Below are 20,462 nucleotides of genomic sequence, written 5' to 3'. Positions count from 1 at the left end.
ATACATAAATCAAATCTAAGTCAAGGGGCAGGCTTATTTTTTATAACAGTAATTGATGATATAATTAAAAAGGTTTTTGGTAATTTATTAAGCTATATTAAAGGAGGGATTCTATATATGGAAGAATTATCAGAAATAAAATTAGAAGATTCAGATTTATCATTAACTACAGACACTCTCGTTTACGGTGCTGTTCTAAGTGAGGATAAAGATGGGATATGGTTAGATATTGGAAAAAAATATGATGCATTTTTACCATACACTGAATTATCTAAGGAAATAAAATCCAAGATTGAGAAAAAACAGAAGGTAGATAAAATACCCGTCATTATTCAGCATATTAATTTTAAAGATGGTGTTATTTTAGTATCAAACAAAAAAGCCATAGAAAATAAAATATGGGAAGAGTTAATGTGGGCATATGAAAACGAAAAACCTATAAAGGGTAAAGTAATTGACTATCAGGATAGAAAATTTATCATTGAGATTGAAAATGAAATCATTGGAATAATACCACATAGAGAGATAGATATGCCCCCATTAAAACCTCCAAAATTTTATCTAAACAAAAAAGTGGAAGGGAAAATAGTAAAAATTAACCCGGAAAGAAAACAATTAATTATATCCGTTAGAGAATTATTAGAGAAGGAACAAGAAGAAAAAAAATTAGATCTATGGGAAAAAATTAAAAACTCTGATATAGTGAGAGGCAAGATCATAAAAGTAGAAGATGATAAAATAACAGTAGATCTCGGTTTTGGTATAATCGGAACTGTCAATTATGATGAATTATCGTGGTTCCTTATTAAAAATGTTAGGAGATTTTTTGAGGTTGGAGATATTGTTAAAGCTAAGATTTTAAAGTTAAATGATGAATCAAAAACTGCAGAACTCAGTATTAAACAAACACAACCCAATCCATGGAGTGTATTTAAAGAAAAATACCCCATAGGAAGTATTATAGAAGGAGAAATAATTAAAATCACAAATGGAATTCTCGTTAAAACAGATAATTTATTTGGTTATGTACCTCAAAATGAGATCACATGGGGAAGAGTTAATGAAGAAAGAGAAAAATTTAAAGTCGGAGACAAAATAAAAGTAAAGGTATTATCGGTTGATGATGAAAGGCAAAGAATCATATTGAGTGTAAAGCAAACCGAACCCAATCCCTGGGAAGTGATTGATGAGATCTTAAAAGTAGGAGATATAACAAAAGGTAAAATCACTAATATTACAGACTTTGGGATCTTCTTAGAAATAAAACCAGGCTTAGAAGGCTTAATTCCTAAAAAATATCTCTCTTGGGAAAGAATAGATAACCTTTCAATTTTCTTTAAAATAGGAGACATAATAGAGGTTAAAGTTATAAATATTGATAAGGAAAATAGAAAACTCACTTTAAGTAGAAGAGATTTATTAAAAGATCCTTGGGAAGACATAGATAAAAGATATAGAGAAGGAGATAACATAAAAGGAAAGATAATAGAAAAAACAAAAGATGGAATAATTGTAGAAATAGAACCAGGTATAGAAGGATTCCTACCTCAAAATCAAGTATACCTTGATAAAGAAGATAATGAAAACGTTACAGATTATATAGAAGCTAAAATCATAAGAATTAATACTCAAAACAGAAAAATTATTCTTTCAAGAAAAGCATTATTAAAAGAGAGATTAGAAAAAGAAATTAAAGAACAACTAAAAGAATTTTCTCCTCCGCCTATAACATTAGGTGAAATCTTAAAGCTCAAAAATATTCAATAGCATAAATACTACCTACCCCCTCTTTTGTTATTTTGAAGGAGGGGGTATTTTTTTATTTAGACATAATAATTTCTAAAATCCTTGTGATTTTTTTATCTAATAGAGCAATTTTTTGATCTAAATCTTGAAAGTTTAAGGTTGTAGATTGTTTTTCTGCTACTTTTTTAACCTCTTCTAATAAAGATGTTTCTTGTGTTCTTAAAACTCTCAACATCTCTGAAATTTCTCTTATCTCTCTCCTCAAAGCTTCTTCCTTATTGGACAGTTCTTCTATTTTTTTATTTATCTCATATATCTCTGTAATTTTACCTTGAGATGAACTTAAAAGTCTATATAAGAACACAAGAAAAACAATAATTATTCCAAAAATAACAAAATCTAAAATTCTACTAATATTAATCATCATTCTCCTTATTCCCCCTCACAGACATTTTTAAATAGACTTTGAATTTTCTGTTATACTTATAAAATATATCATACAAGGAGGAAATAGTAAATAATGATATATAAGACACATTTAGCTTTAAATTACTTAGTTCTACAGACCATTCTTAAACTATCAGATGGGATGCCAGAAAAGATACTAACTCCTTGGGGTATTGGCACCATCATAGGAACAACTATTGGTACTTTTGTACCAGATGTTGATGCACCTCACTCAGAAGTCTCAAAAAGACTTCTTCCAACAAAAACACTGCTCAACTTACTAATTCCTATTTTATCTGTTTTTTTCAGTTTAGCTTTATCTTTACTGATATGTTCTAAAACTGGACTAAACTATATATATGATAAAATAATCTTATTTTTTGTTATTTTTACAATTGTATCCATAATTCTATCTTTAGTTTTTAAGTTATTACTAAAGCCCTTATTTGTACATAGAGGCTTACTTCATAGTATATGGGGTTTATTAATTATAAATCTTTTTCTGTCTGCAATGTATATTAATAACCTTAAAAATCTTCCATTAAGTTTTATAAACATGTATAATGGATTCTATATAGGAATTAATATTGGCTATTTAGGCCATTTAATAGGCGATATGATGACATTTCATGGGATTAATCCCGTATTTCCAATAAAATGGAAAATAAGTCTGAAAATATTTCGTACAAATAGCTTAGAAGAAAAGATCTTCATGATTATCTTAATAATAGTAAACATAATCTTTTTTCTTGCAAATATTTTTAAAGTTTAGGAGGTAAACCATGATTGATATCAAAACATTAAGAGAAAATCCTGATCTAATGAAAGAAAATATCCTATTAAGAAACTTAGATCCAGAAAAATATAATGTGGACTATATTTTAGAATTAGATTCTAAAAGAAGAGAACTCCAAAAAGAATTAGATAACCTAAGATCACTAAGAAATAAAATATCTCAAGAAATAGGCAAAAAACAAGATCAAGAAAGGGAAAAGTTAATCAAAGAAGCTAAAGAATTAAAGGAAAAAATTGAAAAAATCGAAGAAGAGTTCAAAAATATTGAAAAAGAACTTTATCAACGTCTCTGGCAACTTCCTAATTTTCTTTCGCCAAAAGCCCCAAGGGGAAAAGATGAAAATGATAATGTAGAAATTAAAAGATGGGGAGAAATTAAAAAATTCAACTTTACTCCCAAGGACCATCTGGACTTAGGAATGATGAATGATTTATTGGATTTTGAAAGAGGTAGTAAAGTTACAGGATCAAACTTCTACTATTTAAAAAATGAAGCTGTAATATTAGAATTTGCTCTGATGCAGATGGTTATAGATACTTTAGTTCCAGAAGGTTTCAAAATATTTATTACTCCAGACTTAGCCAAAATGGAGATCATTGATGGCATAGGTTTTCAACCAAGAGGACCTGAAGCCCAAATTTATAGAGTAGAAAATTTTGATTTAGGCCTTATTGCTACTGCAGAAATAACTTTAGGTGGTTACCACAAAGATGAAATTTTAGATGAGTTAGACCTTCCACTAAAATATTTAGGCTTTTCTCACTGTTTTAGGACAGAGGCTGGAGCATATGGAAGATATAATAGAGGTCTTTATAGAGTCCACCAATTTAGTAAAGCAGAAATATTTATTATATGTAGGCCTGAAGATTCAGAAGACATGCATGAATACATATTAGGATTAGAGGAAAAAATCTTCCAAAAACTAGAAATACCATATAGAGTTTTAGATATTTGCTCTGGTGACTTGGGAGCACCTGCTGCAAGAAAATTTGATATTGAGGCATGGATGCCAGGGAGAGGAGATTTTGGAGAGGTTACAAGCTGTTCAAATTGCACAGACTACCAAGCAAGAAGACTAAATATAAGATTTAGAAGAGTAACAGGAGAAGTATCATATGTACATATGCTAAATGGTACAGCTATTGCAATTTCAAGAGCATTAATTGCTATCCTTGAAAATTATCAACAAGAAGACGGAAGCATTTTAATTCCGAAAGCTCTACAACCTTATACCTTAGGTATTAGAGAGATTAAACCCAAAGCATAAAATAAGCCCCCATTTTAAGGGGGCTTATTTTTTAATAACACTTTGAGTAACCACAAACTCTACACGTTAAGCAACCTTCTGCTATCTGTAGAGGTGCACCACATTCTGGACATGGAATTCCTGAATAGGAACTTTCCTTATCTGAAGATTTAGGCATAATTACAAAATTATTGTGAGAGGAAAAATTTACACCACCTTCTTTTAGCACTAAATATTTTTCCAATGCTTTTGCAATAGCATCAGAACAAGAGAAGATAAAATCACCCTCTTCTGATCTTGTGGGATTAGGACATCTTATTCCCTTTAACTGTTTAATAATAGAATTTATATCTACACCACTCCTTAAGGTCAAAGAAATTAGTCTTGAGATTGCTTCAGTTTGAGATGCTGCACATCCTCCTGCTTTACCTAAGGTTGAGAACACTTCACATATGCCAAATTCATCTTCATTCACTGTTACATATAGATTACCACAACCAGTCTTTATTTTTATTGTTGCACCATGAGTTATATTTGGACGTGGTCGTGGTTTTACTTTATGTTCAGTTTTATCCTCCTTTGCCTCTTTCGTTTCTACACTCAAAACTTGTTCTGTTCTTGATTTATCTCTATATACAGTTATTCCTTTCAAACCTAACTCATGGGCCATTAGATAAATTTTTCTTATATCATCTTTGGTAGCTGATTGTTTTAAATTTACAGTCTTTGATACCGCATTATCTACATATTTTTGAAATGCAGCTTGCATTAGAACATGATCTTCATAATCTATATCTAATGCTGTAACAAACAATTTTCTTATCTTCTCTGGTATCTCTTCCATATCTTTAATAGTGCCTTTTTCTAATATCTTTTCTATTATTTCATCTGAATATATCCCTTCCTTTATTAACGCTTCCTTAAACAAAGGATAAACCTCATTCCATTCCCCTAAGCTCACCTTTCTTTTATATGCCAAAGCAAAAATAGGCTCAATACCAGAAGAAGCATTAGCTATTATACTAATACTTCCAGTAGGAGCAATAGTAGTTAAAGTAGCATTTCTTAACCTTAAACCCATATCCTTATAAATACTCTTTTCCCAATTTGGGAAAACTCCTCTTTTTTCTGCAAGATTTAGAGAAGCATTTCTTGCTTCATCAAGGATAAACCTCATAATTTCTTCCGCTATATCTCTTGCTTTCTGAGTATTATAAGGAATTTCAAGAAGAATCAAAAGATCATAAAAACCCATAACACCAAGGCCAATTTTTCTATTAGTTTTTGTAATCTCTTCTATTTGCTTTAAAGGATATGTATTAGCATCAATTACATTATCTAAAAAATGAACTGCCTTGTGTACTGTTTCTCTTAATTTATCCCAATCAATCTCATTCTTATCACCATTACTCTTAATCATTTTACCAAGATTTATAGATCCCAAATTACAAGATTCAAAAGGAAGTAAAGGTTGCTCACCACAAGGGTTTGTAGCCTCAATTTCTCCAACACCAGGCGTCGGATTTTTTCTGTTAATTTCATCAATGAATATTACCCCAGGTTCCCCATTTTTCCAAGCCTGTTCCACAATAAGATCAAATATTTCTCTTGCTTTTACTTTTTTAACAACTTCTTTGTTTCTCGGATTTATCAATTCAAAATCATCATCCCTCAAAACAGCTTCCATAAATTTATCTGTAATAGCAACAGATATATTAAAGTTGGGTAGCACTCCTTCTTTATCTTTACAGGTAATAAATTCAAAAATATCAGGATGATCAACTCGAAGAATTCCCATATTTGCGCCTCTTCTTACACCACCCTGCTTTATGGTATCTGTTGCTGCATCATAAACCTTCATAAAACTTACTGGTCCAGAAGCAACACCTCCAGTTGTCCTAACAATATCCCCCTTAGGACGAAGGCGAGAAAATGAAAATCCAGTACCTCCTCCAGACTGATGTATTAAAGCCGCATACTTCAATCCATCAAATATGCTCACTAATGAATCCTCAATTGGTATAACAAAACATGCTGATAGTTGTCCTAATGGTCTACCAGCATTCATAAGTGTAGGCGAATTAGGAAGAAACTCTAAAGAAACCATCATATCATAAAATTTTTCTTTTGTTTCTTCCCAATTAGCATTAGAGTCATAAATAAGATCTATTTTAGCAATACTTTCAGAAACTCTCTCAAACATCTCTTCCGGAGTCTCAATAACATTTCCGTTTTCATCCTTTTTAAGATATCTCTTTTGTAGTATATTTAAAGCTTGTTCAGTTAATTCTACTTTCTTCATTTTTAATTACTCCCTTTTCCTTTAAGTTTTACCACTTCATCTAATAGACTCTTTAAAGATTCATCGTTAGGCTTGTATTTAAGTCCATCCTTTATAATTTTTTCAGCCATATCTATCTTTCCTTTTTGTATTAAAACATAAGCAAGATTAGAATAAGCTTGAATATAGTCAATTTTAGCATTTATTGCTTTTGAAAACCAATACTCAGCATTATCATAATCTCCCAACATATAATAACAAGCCCCAATATTATTCATAGCTTCAAAAGAGTTAGGATTTGCCTCTAATGCTTTCTTAAAAAACTCTATGGCTTTCTGATAATTTTTATTATTATAATAGTCAAGACCCCTTTGTACTAAAACATTATCGTTTAATTTTATTTGGGGTAAAGATTTTTTGATTCCCCAAGCTTCATAAACTTTCTTTAAAAGGGCTAAAACTTTATCGTCATAGGGATCATAAGATAGTGCTTTCAATAATAACTCCTCAGCCTTTTTATAATTTTTCAATTGATAATAAATTAATCCTAAATTGACATACAAATCCTTACTGTCCGGCTTTTTGCTAAGGAGATTTTCATAAATATTCTTTGCTTCTTCATATTTTCTTTTCGTATAGTAGTATTGTGCCATATAATTCAACGCTTCTTCATGATTAGGATCTATCTCTAATATCCTTTTTGCAATTTCCAACACTTTATTCTGATCTTTCAAATCAAAAGAATATAATCTCATCAAATTCTCCATAGGCGGTATTGAATATTTATCATAAGATAGAGCTTTATATAAACTTTCTTCAGCTTTATATAGTAAACTTTTATCCTTTTCTCCTAAATAATGATAAGACTGTGCATAAAATGCTCCTACAAGGTTATATGTTAAAGATCTGTAATATGCATTTTTAAGCATACCCTCTATATGATATAAACCTCTGTTAAAAGCATAATTTTTATCATTTTCATTAGTAGTAGCTCCCATTATATTTAAATAGGCTTTTACTGCTGCTTCTCTAAATGCTGATTCTTGAGGACGAAGTCTAATTGCTTCCTCAAATAAAGCTGATGCCTTTCCTGCATCTCCTGATACAGAGTAATCCAAACCGAATCTATAAAACACCTCTGCCCTGAAAAATCTTGCTGATATATAAATGCTAAACAAACTAATAAAAGTAAACATAATAAATAGAATACTTTTTAACATATGAGGCAAATTCCTCACATCTATCTTCCATACTTTATCAGAATCATAAAATTTATAGGATAGAAGTATAAAAGCAGTAAGAGACCAAAAATAAAGATATGTAGCTGATAATCCAAAAAGAACCAAACTTTGGATGATAAAACCAATCCATCCTGAAATAACCCCTAAATATAATATCCTCTCTGAATTAGGAATTTTATCAATCATGTAAATACCGTTTCTGAAAGTATTTATTAATATCATACAAAAAGATAGAAGGCCAAAAATGCCAAGAGGAAATAGAATATCAAGAAACTCATTATGTTCCCTATCTGGATATCCTTTACCTCGATCATATCTTGCAAGATCTAAGGACTTATATGGAGTAAAATTGAAAGAGAAAGTTTCATGACCAAGTCCTATCAGTAACCTTGGTGATTTTAAAATTTTATCCGTAAAAAGATTAATACTATCTCTCCACGTCAATACACGAGGATTTGATTGTGTAACTCCTAATCCTACACCAATACTTTGGAATCTTTCCTTTAACGAGAAAACTCCTAAATTTTGTCTTTTTATATAGTATTCTTGTTCTGTAAAATAGAAGATTCCTACTGTAAATATCATTCCTACGATTAGCAATATTGTGATTATAGAATTTTTCTTTATAAAATTTCTATTTCTTAAAAACATATATCCATAATAGAATACCAGAGATATAATGAAGGCTATCCAGGAACCACGTGTATAACTACCTAATAAAACTAAAAAAGAAGAAAGAAAAATTAGAAGATATAATATTTTTGAATAGTATTTTTCCGAGGTGTAAATCTTGGACAAAATAATAGGAATAACCATTACTAAAAAATGGCCTAAAAAATCAGCATGCCCTAAGGTAGAAATAATTCGTGATTCAGTTCTAACCCTCTCAAACCAAGGCATCAATCTGTATATCTGTAAAATTCCAACAAAAGTTACAATAACTGTGGAGAAAATTATTGCCCAGAAAAAATAGTTTTGTTCTTTTTGAGAATCAACCACATCATAGATAAGGAAAAAAATAACAAAATAAAAGAAATAGCTAAGAAACCCCATCTGTCTCATATAGGAACCAAAAAAGCTTAGATAGAAATTAGTTGAAAAAATTGTAGATAAAATCCAAGAAATTAAGAATAAAAAAATCCATATAGAAACACTCTTAGGAGGTAGTATAAATTCTCTTTTTCCTAAAATTAACCACAGACCGATAAGTAATAAAGCTAAACCCCCTAATATTCTTATCAATGTTACCTTAGGTAGCTCCGAAACATCATGTATCCGCAAAAAATATGGTTGAGTAATAGGTACTAGGAAAATTAATAATAACAAAGATGCAAAAATAAAGAGTCTAAGATAATGGTCAGTATATTTCTCTTCAATCTTATTAACTTTTTTCTTCATCCTAACTCTCCCTCAAAAATATTAATTTTAACGATGGTAATAAAGTCTAACAAGGTTTAAAAACCTTGTCAATTTTTCTACTTAATAATAAAATCATAATAAGCATTAATATTTAACAAAAGGAGGATGAAAAATGAGTAAGAAACGTATAGGTGTGCTTACCGGTGGTGGAGATTGTCCAGGCCTTAACCCAGCTATACGTGGAGTAGTCATGAGAGCTTTAGATTATGGAGATGAAGTTATAGGACTAAAATATGGTTGGGCTGGTCTTATTAAAGCAGATGCTGTACCCTTAAAATTAGAAGATGTGGAAGACATATTAGAAATTGGTGGAACCATATTAGGTAGTTCAAGAACAAACCCATTTAAGAAGGAAGAGGATGTACAAAAATGCATCGAAAGTTTTAAGAAACTAAATTTAGATGCCCTAATAGCTATTGGTGGAGAAGATACCCTGGGAGTAGCATCAAAATTTAGCAAACTTGGACTTCCCATGATTGGAATCCCAAAAACCATAGATAAAGACTTAGAAGAAACAGATTATACACTTGGTTTTGATACAGCAGTAGAGGTAGTAGTAGATGCTATTAAAAGATTAAGAGATACTGCAAAATCTCATGCAAGAGTAATAGTAGTCGAAATAATGGGTAGACATGCTGGATGGCTTGCTCTTTATGGAGGATTAGCAGGTGGAGCAGATTATATTTTAATTCCCGAAGTAGAACCAAATCTTGAAGAATTATATAATCATATAAGAAAACTATATGCTAGGGGTCATACATATGCAGTAGTAGCCATCGCTGAAGGTGTACAGTTACCTGGTTTCACATACCAAAAGGGACAAGAAGGAATGGTCGACGCTTTTGGACATATAAGATTGGGCGGAGTAGGTAATGTCTTAGCAGAGGAAATTCAGAAAAATATTGGAATCGAAACAAGAGCTGTAATACTTAGCCATCTTCAAAGAGGAGGAAGTCCTTCTATTAGAGATAGAATCTTAGGATTATTACTTGGTAAAACAGCAGTTGATTTAGTACATGAAGGTAAATCTGGTTACTTTATTGCAGTAAAAGGAAGCGAATTAGTACCAGTAGATATTACACTAATTGAAGGAAAAACCAAGAATGTTGATCCAGCATTTTACGAAAGTGTAAAAACATTCTTTAATAAATAAAAACGAAGACTTTTTAGGAAGAGGGGGGTTTTACCTTCCTCTTCCTTTTTCTATATGTGATTATAATATCTTTCACAACAAAATAAGATAAAATTGAAAATAAAATTGATATAATAAGATTTCCCAAAAGATATCTTAGAATAAAAATTTTTGCACCTGTTCTTTCTAATCCACGCCATCTAACTTTTCCTGTTGTTATAAAATCTCCTAATATATAACTCAATGTCCAAAAAAAGGGAGATGTAAAGTAGTTCATTATGAATGTTCCTAAAATGCCCGCAAGATAATTAAGTTTAAATATGTAACAAATAAAAATCATTATAATCCCACCTAATCCAAAAGTAGGAAAAATTCCAATAAACACTCCTATACTGAAGCTTAAAGATATTTTCTCTGGTGTATCTTGAATTCTTACAAGCTTTAAATAAATATATCTCAGAAATCTCTTAATACTTCTTTTTTTCATTATAGATTTTTTCAATTACAGGCTTTAATTTTTTATATGTAGATGCTAAATCCTCTGGTATTACTTTAGTATCACCTATAACTACCATAAAATTTGAATCACCATTCCATCTTGGGACAACATGTAAATGTAAGTGCTCTGATATACCTGCACCAGCTACCTCTCCTATATTCATACCAATATTAAAACCATGAGGTTTCATGATATTATTTAATGCCTCGACAGATACCTGCAGTAGAAACATCATTTCTTGTAATGTTTCTTTATCAATAGATAAAATATCATTTGTATGCTTATAAGGTACTATCATTAAATGTCCATTATTATAAGGATATAAATTCAGGATTATGAAATTATATTCGCCTCTTAATAATATGTAGTTCTCTTCATCTTTACTTTCCATAGGCTTTGTACAAAATATACAGTCCTTTGATTTTTCAGCTGTAACATATTTTATCCTCCATGGACAAAAAAGTCTTTTCATCTTCTCTCTCCTTCCTTTACACTTGACAAAATATAGCTTTAAAAGTTAATATTTATAAAAAGTGCCGAAGTGGCGGAATTGGCAGACGCGCCAGACTCAAAATCTGGTGGGTGGGTAACACCCGTGCCGGTTCGACTCCGGCCTTCGGCACCAAAATTTTAATCTTACCATATCTTCTCCATCTCCCAATACAATTCAGAAGGTACTCTTTTCTTATTATTTATTACATCCTCTAAAGAGACAGAAACAGTAGTATTATTTTGCCATCCTATCATTACTCCCGAAAACCCATTCATTAGAACTTTCACAGCTTCCACACCCATAAAAGTTGCTATAGTCCTATCGAATACTGATGGGGATCCTCCTCTTTGTATGTGTCCAAGTACAACAATACGAGTAGGTATACCTACCCTATCCTCAATTTGTTTTCCAATAAAATAAGCACTTCCAACTCCCTCCGCAACCACTATAATATTATGTCTTTTATTCCTTTTTTGCCTTTCTTTTAATTTTTCTGTAATATAAGGAAAATCTATAGGTACCTCGGGAATAAGCACAATATCCGCACCACTAACTAATCCAGCAACAAAAGCTATATATCCACACTCCCTACCCATAACTTCTATAACAAAAGTCCTCTCATGAGCAGCAGCTGTATCCCTTATTTTATTTATAGCATCAATAACATTATTACACGCAGTGTCAAAACCTATTGAAAAATCAGTTCCCCATATATCATTATCTATACTTCCTGGAATTCCTACTACTTTTATACCTCTCTTATATAGCTCAAAAGCTCCTTTAAGAGAACCCTCTCCACCAATTACAATTAAACCATCTATGTTTTGATTTTTTATGTTCTCTATAGCTTTCAAAATACCCTCTTCCTTTTCAAAATCCTTTGATCGAGCAGTATGTAAAATTGTTCCACCGCGTTGAACAATTTCACTCACATCATCTCTTCCAAGCCTTCTAAAATCCCCTTCAATTAAACCCTGATATCCCCTTTCAATCCCTATAATTTCTAAATTTTTAGATAATCCATATCTGACAATAGCCCTAATTGCAGAATTCATTCCAGGCGCATCACCACCACTAGTAAGTACCCCTACCTTCATTTTTCTTTTTCCTCCTCTTGAAATCTTCCATAATTTCTTAACTTCAACCATCTTTCTTCTAATAAGATTTTTATTTCCTTCTCTCTCAACCTCTTCAATACCCTCCTTAAAGCTAATCTCAAATTATTAATTGTCCCTTCAAAATCCTGATGAGCACCCCCATTAGGCTCTGGAATTACCTCATCAACAAGACCTAACTTATAAAGATCTTCAGCAGTAATCTTAAGAGCCTCAGCAGCCTCGGGAGCTTTAGAAGAATCCCTAAACAAAATTGACGCACAACCCTCTGGAGATATCACCGAGTAATAGGCATTTTCAAGTATCATTATATAATCTCCAACCCCTATTCCTAAAGCACCACCACTTCCACCTTCACTTAAAACTACTACTATTATTGGGGTTTTTAATACAGACATTTCTTTTAAATTTTGAGCTATTGCCCAAGCTTGTCCTCTTTCTTCAGCACCTATACCTGGATATGCTCCTGCCGTATCAATAAAGGATATTACTGGTAAAGAAAATTTCTCTGCTATCTTCATAACTCTTAAAGCTTTTCTGTAACCTTCAGGATGGGGCATACCAAAATTCCTTTTCATCTTTTCTTGAACAGACTTTCCCTTCTCTTGACCTATAATTACCACACTTTCATCATTAAAAGTCCCTAACCCTGCGATGATTGCAGAATCATCACCATATAACCTATCTCCATGTAATTCAATAAAATTGTCAAACAATGCATCTAAAAAATCAGAAAAGGTAGGACGGTTTGGGTGTCTTGCAAGAAGTATTCTCTCCCAAGGCGTCAATCTTCTTTCCATGATTTCCTCCAAAGATGAGTCAATATTATAAATAAAGTATTTTTAAGCTTCTTCCTTTCTACTACTAAATCTACCATACCATGCTCTAATAAAAACTCTGACCTTTGAAATCCCTCAGGAAGCTTCTGTTTTATTGTTTGTTCAATAACTCGAGGCCCTGTAAAACCAATTAGTGCACCTGGTTCAGCAACTATTACATCTCCTAAGGAACCAAAACTTGCCAAGACACCTGCAGTTGATGGATGGGTTAACACATTGATATATGGTATTTTAGCCTCACTTAGTCTTGCAATTGCAGCACTTGTTTTTGCCATTTGAAATAAAGAAAAAAGTCCTTCTTGCATTCTTGCTCCTCCTGAAGATATTACACTAACTACAGGTATTCTATCTCTTAATGCTCTTTCAATTGTTCTCACCACTTTTTCTCCTACAACTGATCCCATACTACCCCCAATGAATCTAAAATCCATCACTATTATATGAACAGGAATCCCATTAATCTCCCCTTTACCAACAATAATGGCATCTTTTAAACCGGTAGCTTCTTGTGCCTCTTTTATTCTTTGGGTATAGGGTTTTGTATCTATAAAACCGAGTACATCAATAGGTGAAATATGAGCATCAAATTCCTCAAAAGTGCCATCGTCAATTAAAAGATCTATGCGTTCGTATGCTGTTAATTGATCATGATATCCACATTTTATACATACTTTTAGATTTTCATTCCAATCCTTGGAATAGATGATTTGAGAACATTGAGGACATTTAATCCATAAACCATCGGGAATATCTCTAAATTTATCTTTGTTTTCATTTCTTCTTAAAAAATCCCTAAACATTTCCCCTCCTTAAAATTTTAATTTTTGATTATTTTACCATACAAAGTTATTTTAGCTAATTACAGATCTTTTATATGTTTAAGTCCAAAAGTAACACCAAACTTAAATAGTTGAATTAGATCTTTTTTGATATCCTCATTCCATTTAATCCAAAATTCAGGTGATATTAAAATTTTTTCATTATCAACCTTTATTATCACAGGCGTTAATCCTTTTCTATTTTTTAATATCTCCCTAATTTTATAAATCAACTCATACGTTCTATTTGCGTTTAAATTAATTAAAAGAACATTTCCATCCAATTCATCTACCTGTTCTACCATAATTTTTACTATTTCCTCATTTTCATCTTTATCTACTTCTAACTTACCTCCTACTACAACTCTCTTACCTTCTTGTAAAACATCCTTAAAATTATTATAAACAGAAGAAAAAACAATTATATCAGCTTCACCTGTGTAGTCTTCTAATGTTGCAAAAAGCATTTTTTGGTTCTTTCTATCTAAAATTTCCCTCACATTCTTAAGAATCCCAGGCACGACAATCCAGCTTCCAGATTCCACATCTACCAACTCATCAATAGTATTTTCAAAGAGTTTTTGTGATATTTCTCTCAATTCTTCTTGAGGATCATAGGAAACATAAAGACCGAGCATCTCTTTTTCCATCTCCATTAATTCTTCCACAGTAAATTCTTCAGTATTCATAATCATTGGATCTCTAATTAATTCCATAGTATCTATTAAGGATGCTTGTGTTACTGGCACCTTTTTAGTCGATTGTACTGAATCTAAAAGCTTATCAATATTTTCAAGTAAAGATCTTCTACTTAATTCAAAACTATCAAAAGCACCACTTTTTATCAAGCTTTCTAAAGTTCTTTTATTAATCACTCGAGAATTCAATCTTTTAACAAAATCTAAAACAGATTTAAATTTACCATTTTCTCTCTCATTTACAATTGCTACAGCAACTCCCTCACCCACATTTTTCACAGCAGAAAGTCCAAATCTTATTCCTTCATTTGTAACTGTAAAATGAACCATACTTTCATTTACATCTGGGGGTAGAATTTTAATACCCATTCTTTTGGCTTCTGCTATATATTTACTTAACTTTGAAGTATTATTTCTCACACTTGTTAATAATGATGACATAAATTCCTTTGGATAATAAACTTTAAGAAAAGCAGTTTGATAAGACACATAGGCATAAGCTGCACTATGAGACTTATTAAAACCATATTCTGCAAATTTTGCCATATCCTCAAATATATCCTTAGCTACCTCTTCTGGAATACCTCTCTCTTTTGCACCTTTAACAAATATCTCTCTTTGCTCTTCCATAACTTCTGGCTTCTTTTTACCCATAGCCCTTCTTAAAACATCAGCTTGTCCTAATGAAAATCCTGCCAATCTATGAGCAATTTCCATAACCTGTTCTTGATATATAATCACGCCATAGGTTTCTGAAAGAATAGGTTCTAAAGAAGGATGCATATATTCTACTTTTTCTTCTCCTCTCTTTCTCTTTATATAACTTTCTAATCTTCCTAAAGGACCAGGCCTATATAAAGCTAATACTGCTATTAAGTCTTCAAATTTTTCTGGCTTTATTTCTCTTAAAAGATTTCTCATTCCTCTACTCTCTAATTGAAAGACCCCTATCGTCTCACCTTTCTGTAACAATTCATAAACCTTAGGATCATCCAGTGGTAAATTATCTATATCTATATCAACTCCATAATTTTCTTTTATCTTTTTCAAAGTATCATAAATTACAGTAAGAGTTCTTAAACCAAGAAAATCCATCTTTAATAGTCCAAGTTCTTCTAAATTTGTCATTGGAAATTGAGTTACAATTTCACTGCTATTCATTACTTGGAGAGGCACATACTCTATTAGTGGATCCTTAGAAATAACTAAACCAGCAGCATGTATTGAAGCATGCCTTGCGTGTCCTTCGATCCTTTTTGCAATATCAATAATCTTTTTAGCTTGAGCATTATTTTCTACAAGATTTTGTAATTCTTGTGAACTTTGTAAAGCTTCCTCTATACTACTGTTAGGAGGTATTAATTTTGCAATTCTATCTACTTCGTTATAAGGGACATTTAAAACTCTACCCACATCTCTTACAGATGCACGAGCTGCCATAGTACCAAAAGTAATAATTTGAGCCACATGTTCTTTACCATATTTATTTCTTACATAATCAATAACTTCTTCTCTTCTTTCAAAACAAAAATCAATATCAATATCAGGCATTGTTATTCTCTCAGGATTTAAAAATCTTTCAAATATCAATCCCCATCTTGTAGGCTCAATATTTGTAATCCCTAAAACATAGGAAACCAAAGATCCTGCAGCAGAACCTCTTCCAGGACCTACTGGAATCCCTTTACTCTTTGCATACCTTACAAAGTCCTGTACAATTAAGAAATATCCAGAAAATCCCATTTGTTTTATTACTGAGATTTCGTATTCTAATCTTTCTCTAATGTGATTTGGAATATTATCTCCAAATCTTTTTCTTGCCCCTTCCCAACAAAGTCTTTCAAAGTAAGAATCTAATGTTTCACCTTCAGGTACTTCAAATACTGGTAAAATAACCTTGTTTAAAGGTAGTTCTAAATTACATTTTTCTGCAATTTTTACTGTGTTTTCTAAAGCTTCAGGTATACTTTCAAAAATTCTAGACATCTCTTCTTCTGATTTAAAATAAAATTCATTTGTTTTAAATCTTAACCTATCTTTGTCGTTTAATTTAGATCCTGTTTGAATACATAGGAGGATATCATGAATCTCGGCATCTTCTTTATTTAAATAATGTACATCATTAGTAGCTACAAGAGGGACGCTAAATTCTTTAGACAATTCAATTAATTTTTCATTAACATATTTTTGTTCTTCTAAACCATTATCTTGAAGTTCCAAATAAAAATCTTCTCCAAATATATCTAAATACTCTTTTATAGATTCTTTTGCTTTATCTATTCTATTGTTTAGGATGTAGGTAGGTACTTCTCCAGCAAGACAACTTGTAAGAGCTATTAATCCTCTTGAATATTCTCTTAAAAGTTCTTTATCAACCCTTGGTTTATAATAGAAGCCCTCTATAAAAGACAAGCTAACTAATTTGGTTAAATTTTTATAACCCTCAAAATCTTTTGCAAGAAGAATTAAATGAAAAAGATCTCCTCTTTGGCCTTTTTTCTCAAAGCGTGAATCTGGAGTTACATATACTTCACAACCAATTATAGGTTTAATTCCCTTCTCTTTCGTTATTTTATAAAAATCAATAACACCATACATTACACCATGGTCTGTTAAAGCTACAGCAGGCATGTTAAAATTAACAGCTTTTTCTACCAATTCATCAAGCTTACAGGCACCATCAAGCAAACTATACTCTGAATGTACATGGAGATGTACAAATCCCATACATATCGCCAAGTTTCAAAAAAATATTACTTTTGTATTATAACTGAGAAGGATCTAAACCCAAGAGAACAAAAAAACTCTCTAATGCTCTTTTTTTCCCTCTTAATTCTGGATCACTTTCATCATTTATTAAATTTTTATATTCTTCAATAGCAAACTTTATTGTCTCTTCTAATCCCTTTTCCTCTATACTTTTATAAAGCTCCTTATACTTACTGTGTCTTGCTTCTGCATTTTTTCTCCAATAATCTGGGTTTTCTGTATTCACACTCATAAGAATATCTTGCTTTGCAAGTTTAGAAAATCCATCTAATCCCTTAAGGACAGAATCTTTATCCATTATAAATCCTCTCCTTTCAATTAATATTTTTTACCAAAAGGAAAGTTGTTCTCTTTCTCCCTTTTTGTTTTGCTCTTCCTTTTGCTGTATAACATCATCATATAATTTTTTAAGTTCAATAAAATCTTTTTTAATTCCATCAAGAAGCTTCCCATGATATAAAGCCGCAGCTGGATGATACGTTACAAATACCAACCTCCCATCAACTTGATAGTATTTACCATGAGATGTGTTCATATTCACTGTATGCCCTAATAATACATAGGCAGCGTGCCTTCCTAAAGCACATAATATTTGTGGACTAATTATTTCTATCTGTTTTTTTAAAAAAGGATAACAAGCATTGATCTCTTCTGGAAGAGGATCCCTATTATTAGGAGGTCTACATTTTAAAACATTGGCTATATATACATCTTCCCTTTTCAACCCCAAGGATTCAATAAGTTCTGTTAAAAGCTTTCCTGCAGCCCCAACAAAAGGCCTACCTTGTTGATCTTCATGAAAACCAGGTGCTTCACCAACAAACATAATAACAGCATTAGGATTTCCTTCACCAAAAACTAAATTAGTTCTTTCATTCCATAATAGACAATTTCTACACCTTTCTGCTTCTCGTAACAACTCATCTAAACTTCTTATTTTATTTAATCTTTCCATCCAAACTCTCCTTTCAGCTGGACAAATCTAACATACCCAAGATTCTCCTTCAACATTTTGCCATTTTTTTTAATAATCTTACATAAATTTTGAAAATCTCTCCCTCCTATGGGAATAACCATAATTCCTCCCTCTTCTAACTGCTCCCATAGAGGAAAAGGAACATCGTAAGATGCAGCTGTCACAATAATTCTGTCAAAAGGCGCTTTTTCTTCCCAACCCAAAGTACCATCTCCTACCTTGAAATATATATTAGTATAACCTAAAAATTTTAAAATTTTTTGGGCTCTCTCTGATAGTTCTCTGATCCGCTCAATCGTATATACTTCCTTTGAGAGTTCAGCCAATATTGCTGTCTGATAACCAGAACCTGTACCTATCTCTAAGACTTTTTCCTTTTTAGTAAGTCCTAAAGCTTCTGTCATTAGGGCTACCACATAAGGCTGGGATATGGTCTGCCCAAAACCTATTGGTAATGCTTCATTTACATAAGCTAAATCTATATACTCTTGGGGTACAAAAAGATGTCTTGGAACTTTACTAATAGCATTAAGAACGTCAGGAGATTTTATTCCTTCATTCCTTAATATCTCTACTAAATTTTCTCTTTTTTGTTTGAATAAATCAGTATCTTTAAAATCCAAAGTCAATTCAACTTCTTAAATACTTAGGAATATAAAATAAAGATAAATGAGTGTCTCCATCATAAAATTTTAATTCACCGTGAATTCTTTCCTTTATCCGCTTATCAATTTCATCTTTTTGTAAGAATGGTGAGACACTTTTATCCTTAAAACCAATCAAAAATCCCCAATTACTATCAAAAGAAGGAATAAAAGTCTGGTATGAATATGAATTAGAAAATACTTTCTTTAAATTATCCCTTATCCAAAAATGTCTATATTCTTGCCCTAATTGTGTTGTATCTCCCTGTGTAACCAATATTCCATTATCGTCTAATATGTTCCAAACCAGAAAATAAAACTCTGGCAAATATAATCGGTAAGCAGGAGTATCAGGGTACGGTTCAGGTAGATCTAAAACCACAATATCAAATTTATCCGTTGTATTCTTAACAAATTCCCAGCCATCTTGAAATATTAATTTAACTTTCTCACTTTTAAAAGAACCTTGATGCCATTCCCATAAATACTTTTCAGAAAACTCAACTACTTCAGGATCAATTTCAATTGCAACAATTTCCACATAGTTATATTTTAAAAGCTCTCTGAGGGTAGCTCCTTCTCCTGCACCAACAACTAATATCTTATAAGGATTAGGGTGCAATATCATAGAAGGATGAATAAGAGCTTCATGATATATGAATTCATCCTTTTCTGCGGACTGAATTTTTCCATCTATTATCAAACATTTTCCATAGGTTGGATTTTTAATAATTTGAATCTTCTGATAATAGGAAACAATGTCAACCAAAACTTCCTCTACCATATAGCAATGTAGCTGATCTTCAGCAACTGTGTCTACATACCATCTATAATTTTTCATAGTCCCTTTCATCTTATCTCAAAATCAGTAAAGTTATTTATATTTTCATCGCTCCAAACCACATCAACCTTTTCTACTATTGCTCCTAAGGGACCTTCTTTTAATTTTTCCAAAAAAAGTTTTAATGCTTCTTCTTCTCCTATAGCTTCTACTTCCACTCTTCCATCATTTAGATTTCTCACATAACCTAAAATACCAAGACGCTTTGCCCACTTATAGGCAAAATATCTAAAACCAACTCCCTGAACTACTCCTGAAATATAGACATGAAAATACTTCTTCATAAACAACTAAATTGGTCGGGGCGACTGGACTTGAACCAGCGACCTCCTACTCCCGAAGCAGGCGCGCTAGCCAACTGCGCTACGCCCCGCATAATAAGATGGTCGGGGCGACTGGACTCGAACCAGCGACCTTCCGCACCCCAAACGGACGCGCTTCCCCTGCGCTACGCCCCGACTC

The 20,462-nt window shown here is 31.9% G+C and carries 18 protein-coding genes and 3 tRNA genes; 5 read left to right on the top strand and 16 right to left on the bottom strand.

What is annotated here, in order from left to right; genetic code table 11:
- The first annotated feature begins 117 nt into the window (after positions 1–117).
- Positions 118–1,767: a S1 RNA-binding domain-containing protein gene (locus tag ACY3IT_RS04830; protein ID WP_463081858.1), complete on the top strand. Its 1,650-nt coding sequence runs from the start codon at positions 118–120 to the stop codon at positions 1,765–1,767.
- Between the two features lie 52 nt (positions 1,768–1,819).
- Here ACY3IT_RS04830 and ACY3IT_RS04825 read toward each other — a convergent pair whose 3' ends face one another.
- Positions 1,820–2,173, bottom strand: a complete 354-nt coding sequence (locus ACY3IT_RS04825) for a hypothetical protein (RefSeq protein WP_463081857.1) — start codon at positions 2,171–2,173, stop codon at positions 1,820–1,822.
- Between the two features lie 93 nt (positions 2,174–2,266).
- Here ACY3IT_RS04825 and ACY3IT_RS04820 point away from each other — a divergent pair, with 93 nt between their 5' ends.
- Positions 2,267–2,965 carry a metal-dependent hydrolase gene (locus tag ACY3IT_RS04820; protein WP_463081856.1) on the top strand — a complete coding sequence of 233 codons (699 nt, stop codon included), beginning with the start codon at positions 2,267–2,269 and terminating at the stop codon, positions 2,963–2,965.
- 10 nt (positions 2,966–2,975) lie between these two features.
- A complete protein-coding gene (serS, locus tag ACY3IT_RS04815; RefSeq protein ID WP_463081855.1) occupies positions 2,976–4,256 on the top strand; it encodes a serine--tRNA ligase in 1,281 nt (426 codons plus the stop codon).
- Positions 4,257–4,287: 31 nt separating this feature from the next.
- On the opposite strand, the gene ACY3IT_RS04810 is transcribed toward serS, so the two are convergent.
- Both ACY3IT_RS04810 and ACY3IT_RS04805 read right to left on the bottom strand, forming a co-directional pair.
- Complete coding sequence (locus ACY3IT_RS04810; RefSeq protein WP_463081854.1) at positions 4,288–6,537, bottom strand: vitamin B12-dependent ribonucleotide reductase; 2,250 nt, start codon at positions 6,535–6,537, stop codon at positions 4,288–4,290.
- Between the two features lie 2 nt (positions 6,538–6,539).
- Positions 6,540–9,155 carry a tetratricopeptide repeat protein gene (locus tag ACY3IT_RS04805; RefSeq protein ID WP_463081853.1) on the bottom strand — a complete coding sequence of 872 codons (2,616 nt, stop codon included), beginning with the start codon at positions 9,153–9,155 and terminating at the stop codon, positions 6,540–6,542.
- 133 nt (positions 9,156–9,288) lie between these two features.
- Between ACY3IT_RS04805 and ACY3IT_RS04800 the strand changes: the two genes are divergently transcribed.
- The gene (locus tag ACY3IT_RS04800) at positions 9,289–10,329 is read left to right on the top strand and encodes a 6-phosphofructokinase (RefSeq protein WP_463081852.1); all 1,041 of its coding nucleotides are present in this window, start codon (positions 9,289–9,291) and stop codon (positions 10,327–10,329) included.
- 13 nt (positions 10,330–10,342) lie between these two features.
- Here ACY3IT_RS04800 and ACY3IT_RS04795 read toward each other — a convergent pair whose 3' ends face one another.
- A complete protein-coding gene (locus ACY3IT_RS04795) occupies positions 10,343–10,795 on the bottom strand; it encodes a DUF2062 domain-containing protein (protein WP_463081851.1) in 453 nt (150 codons plus the stop codon).
- Positions 10,776–11,279 carry an HIT family protein gene (locus tag ACY3IT_RS04790; RefSeq protein WP_463081850.1) on the bottom strand — a complete coding sequence of 168 codons (504 nt, stop codon included), beginning with the start codon at positions 11,277–11,279 and terminating at the stop codon, positions 10,776–10,778. The genes ACY3IT_RS04795 and ACY3IT_RS04790 overlap by 20 nt, the downstream gene beginning before the upstream one ends.
- Positions 11,280–11,342: 63 nt before the next feature.
- On the opposite strand from ACY3IT_RS04790, the gene ACY3IT_RS04785 reads away from it, so the two are divergent.
- Positions 11,343–11,432 (top strand) — tRNA-Leu (locus ACY3IT_RS04785).
- A gap of 11 nt (positions 11,433–11,443) precedes the next feature.
- On the opposite strand, the gene pfkA is transcribed toward ACY3IT_RS04785, so the two are convergent.
- The 11 genes from pfkA to ACY3IT_RS04730 form a co-directional block, all read right to left on the bottom strand.
- Entirely contained in the window at positions 11,444–12,397 is a 954-nt protein-coding gene (pfkA, locus tag ACY3IT_RS04780) for a 6-phosphofructokinase (RefSeq protein ID WP_463081849.1), read from the bottom strand.
- Positions 12,394–13,215: an acetyl-CoA carboxylase carboxyltransferase subunit alpha gene (locus ACY3IT_RS04775; RefSeq protein ID WP_463081848.1), complete on the bottom strand. Its 822-nt coding sequence runs from the start codon at positions 13,213–13,215 to the stop codon at positions 12,394–12,396. The genes pfkA and ACY3IT_RS04775 overlap by 4 nt, the downstream gene beginning before the upstream one ends.
- Entirely contained in the window at positions 13,200–14,054 is an 855-nt protein-coding gene (accD, locus tag ACY3IT_RS04770) for an acetyl-CoA carboxylase, carboxyltransferase subunit beta (protein WP_463081847.1), read from the bottom strand. Before accD ends, ACY3IT_RS04775 begins: the two co-directional genes overlap by 16 nt.
- Before the next feature lie 59 nt (positions 14,055–14,113).
- Entirely contained in the window at positions 14,114–17,497 is a 3,384-nt protein-coding gene (locus ACY3IT_RS04765) for a DNA polymerase III subunit alpha (protein ID WP_463081846.1), read from the bottom strand.
- 37 nt (positions 17,498–17,534) lie between these two features.
- Positions 17,535–17,837, bottom strand: a complete 303-nt coding sequence (locus ACY3IT_RS04760) for a hypothetical protein (protein ID WP_463081845.1) — start codon at positions 17,835–17,837, stop codon at positions 17,535–17,537.
- A 30-nt stretch (positions 17,838–17,867) separates the two neighbouring features.
- Positions 17,868–18,494: a uracil-DNA glycosylase gene (locus ACY3IT_RS04755; protein WP_463081844.1), complete on the bottom strand. Its 627-nt coding sequence runs from the start codon at positions 18,492–18,494 to the stop codon at positions 17,868–17,870.
- Positions 18,482–19,138, bottom strand: a complete 657-nt coding sequence (locus tag ACY3IT_RS04750; RefSeq protein WP_463081843.1) for a protein-L-isoaspartate(D-aspartate) O-methyltransferase — start codon at positions 19,136–19,138, stop codon at positions 18,482–18,484. The genes ACY3IT_RS04755 and ACY3IT_RS04750 overlap by 13 nt, the downstream gene beginning before the upstream one ends.
- Before the next feature lie 7 nt (positions 19,139–19,145).
- On the bottom strand, positions 19,146–20,000 hold the full coding sequence (locus tag ACY3IT_RS04745) for a spermine/spermidine synthase domain-containing protein (RefSeq protein WP_463081842.1): 855 nt from the start codon (positions 19,998–20,000) through the stop codon (positions 19,146–19,148).
- A gap of 8 nt (positions 20,001–20,008) precedes the next feature.
- A complete protein-coding gene (locus ACY3IT_RS04740) occupies positions 20,009–20,284 on the bottom strand; it encodes an acylphosphatase (protein WP_463081841.1) in 276 nt (91 codons plus the stop codon).
- A gap of 12 nt (positions 20,285–20,296) precedes the next feature.
- Positions 20,297–20,373: transfer RNA gene (locus tag ACY3IT_RS04735), tRNA-Pro, on the bottom strand.
- A 10-nt stretch (positions 20,374–20,383) separates the two neighbouring features.
- Positions 20,384–20,458 (bottom strand) — tRNA-Pro (locus ACY3IT_RS04730).
- Between the last annotated feature and the right edge of the window lie 4 nt (positions 20,459–20,462).

This window comes from Dictyoglomus sp. GBS, assembly GCF_055179815.1.
The sequence above is the reverse complement of the archived record's forward strand: the minus strand, read 5'-3'. Positions and strand labels throughout refer to the sequence as shown.

Bases quoted from the DNA above. Each gene is read 5' to 3' on its own strand.
- ACY3IT_RS04775 (WP_463081848.1), bottom strand. From the start codon at position 13,215: ATGGAAAGAAGATTGACGCCTTGGGAGAGAATACTTCTTGCAAGACAC.
- ACY3IT_RS04825 (WP_463081857.1), bottom strand. From the start codon at position 2,173: ATGATGATTAATATTAGTAGAATTTTAGATTTTGTTATTTTTGGAATA.
- serS (WP_463081855.1), top strand. From the start codon at position 2,976: ATGATTGATATCAAAACATTAAGAGAAAATCCTGATCTAATGAAAGAA.
- ACY3IT_RS04765 (WP_463081846.1), bottom strand. From the start codon at position 17,497: ATGGGATTTGTACATCTCCATGTACATTCAGAGTATAGTTTGCTTGAT.
- ACY3IT_RS04805 (WP_463081853.1), bottom strand. From the start codon at position 9,155: ATGAAGAAAAAAGTTAATAAGATTGAAGAGAAATATACTGACCATTAT.
- ACY3IT_RS04760 (WP_463081845.1), bottom strand. From the start codon at position 17,837: ATGGATAAAGATTCTGTCCTTAAGGGATTAGATGGATTTTCTAAACTT.
- accD (WP_463081847.1), bottom strand. From the start codon at position 14,054: ATGTTTAGGGATTTTTTAAGAAGAAATGAAAACAAAGATAAATTTAGA.
- ACY3IT_RS04820 (WP_463081856.1), top strand. From the start codon at position 2,267: ATGATATATAAGACACATTTAGCTTTAAATTACTTAGTTCTACAGACC.
- ACY3IT_RS04800 (WP_463081852.1), top strand. From the start codon at position 9,289: ATGAGTAAGAAACGTATAGGTGTGCTTACCGGTGGTGGAGATTGTCCA.
- ACY3IT_RS04830 (WP_463081858.1), top strand. From the start codon at position 118: ATGGAAGAATTATCAGAAATAAAATTAGAAGATTCAGATTTATCATTA.
- ACY3IT_RS04745 (WP_463081842.1), bottom strand. From the start codon at position 20,000: ATGAAAAATTATAGATGGTATGTAGACACAGTTGCTGAAGATCAGCTA.
- ACY3IT_RS04795 (WP_463081851.1), bottom strand. From the start codon at position 10,795: ATGAAAAAAAGAAGTATTAAGAGATTTCTGAGATATATTTATTTAAAG.
- ACY3IT_RS04810 (WP_463081854.1), bottom strand. From the start codon at position 6,537: ATGAAGAAAGTAGAATTAACTGAACAAGCTTTAAATATACTACAAAAG.
- ACY3IT_RS04740 (WP_463081841.1), bottom strand. From the start codon at position 20,284: ATGAAGAAGTATTTTCATGTCTATATTTCAGGAGTAGTTCAGGGAGTT.
- pfkA (WP_463081849.1), bottom strand. From the start codon at position 12,397: ATGAAGGTAGGGGTACTTACTAGTGGTGGTGATGCGCCTGGAATGAAT.
- ACY3IT_RS04790 (WP_463081850.1), bottom strand. From the start codon at position 11,279: ATGAAAAGACTTTTTTGTCCATGGAGGATAAAATATGTTACAGCTGAA.
- ACY3IT_RS04755 (WP_463081844.1), bottom strand. From the start codon at position 18,494: ATGGAAAGATTAAATAAAATAAGAAGTTTAGATGAGTTGTTACGAGAA.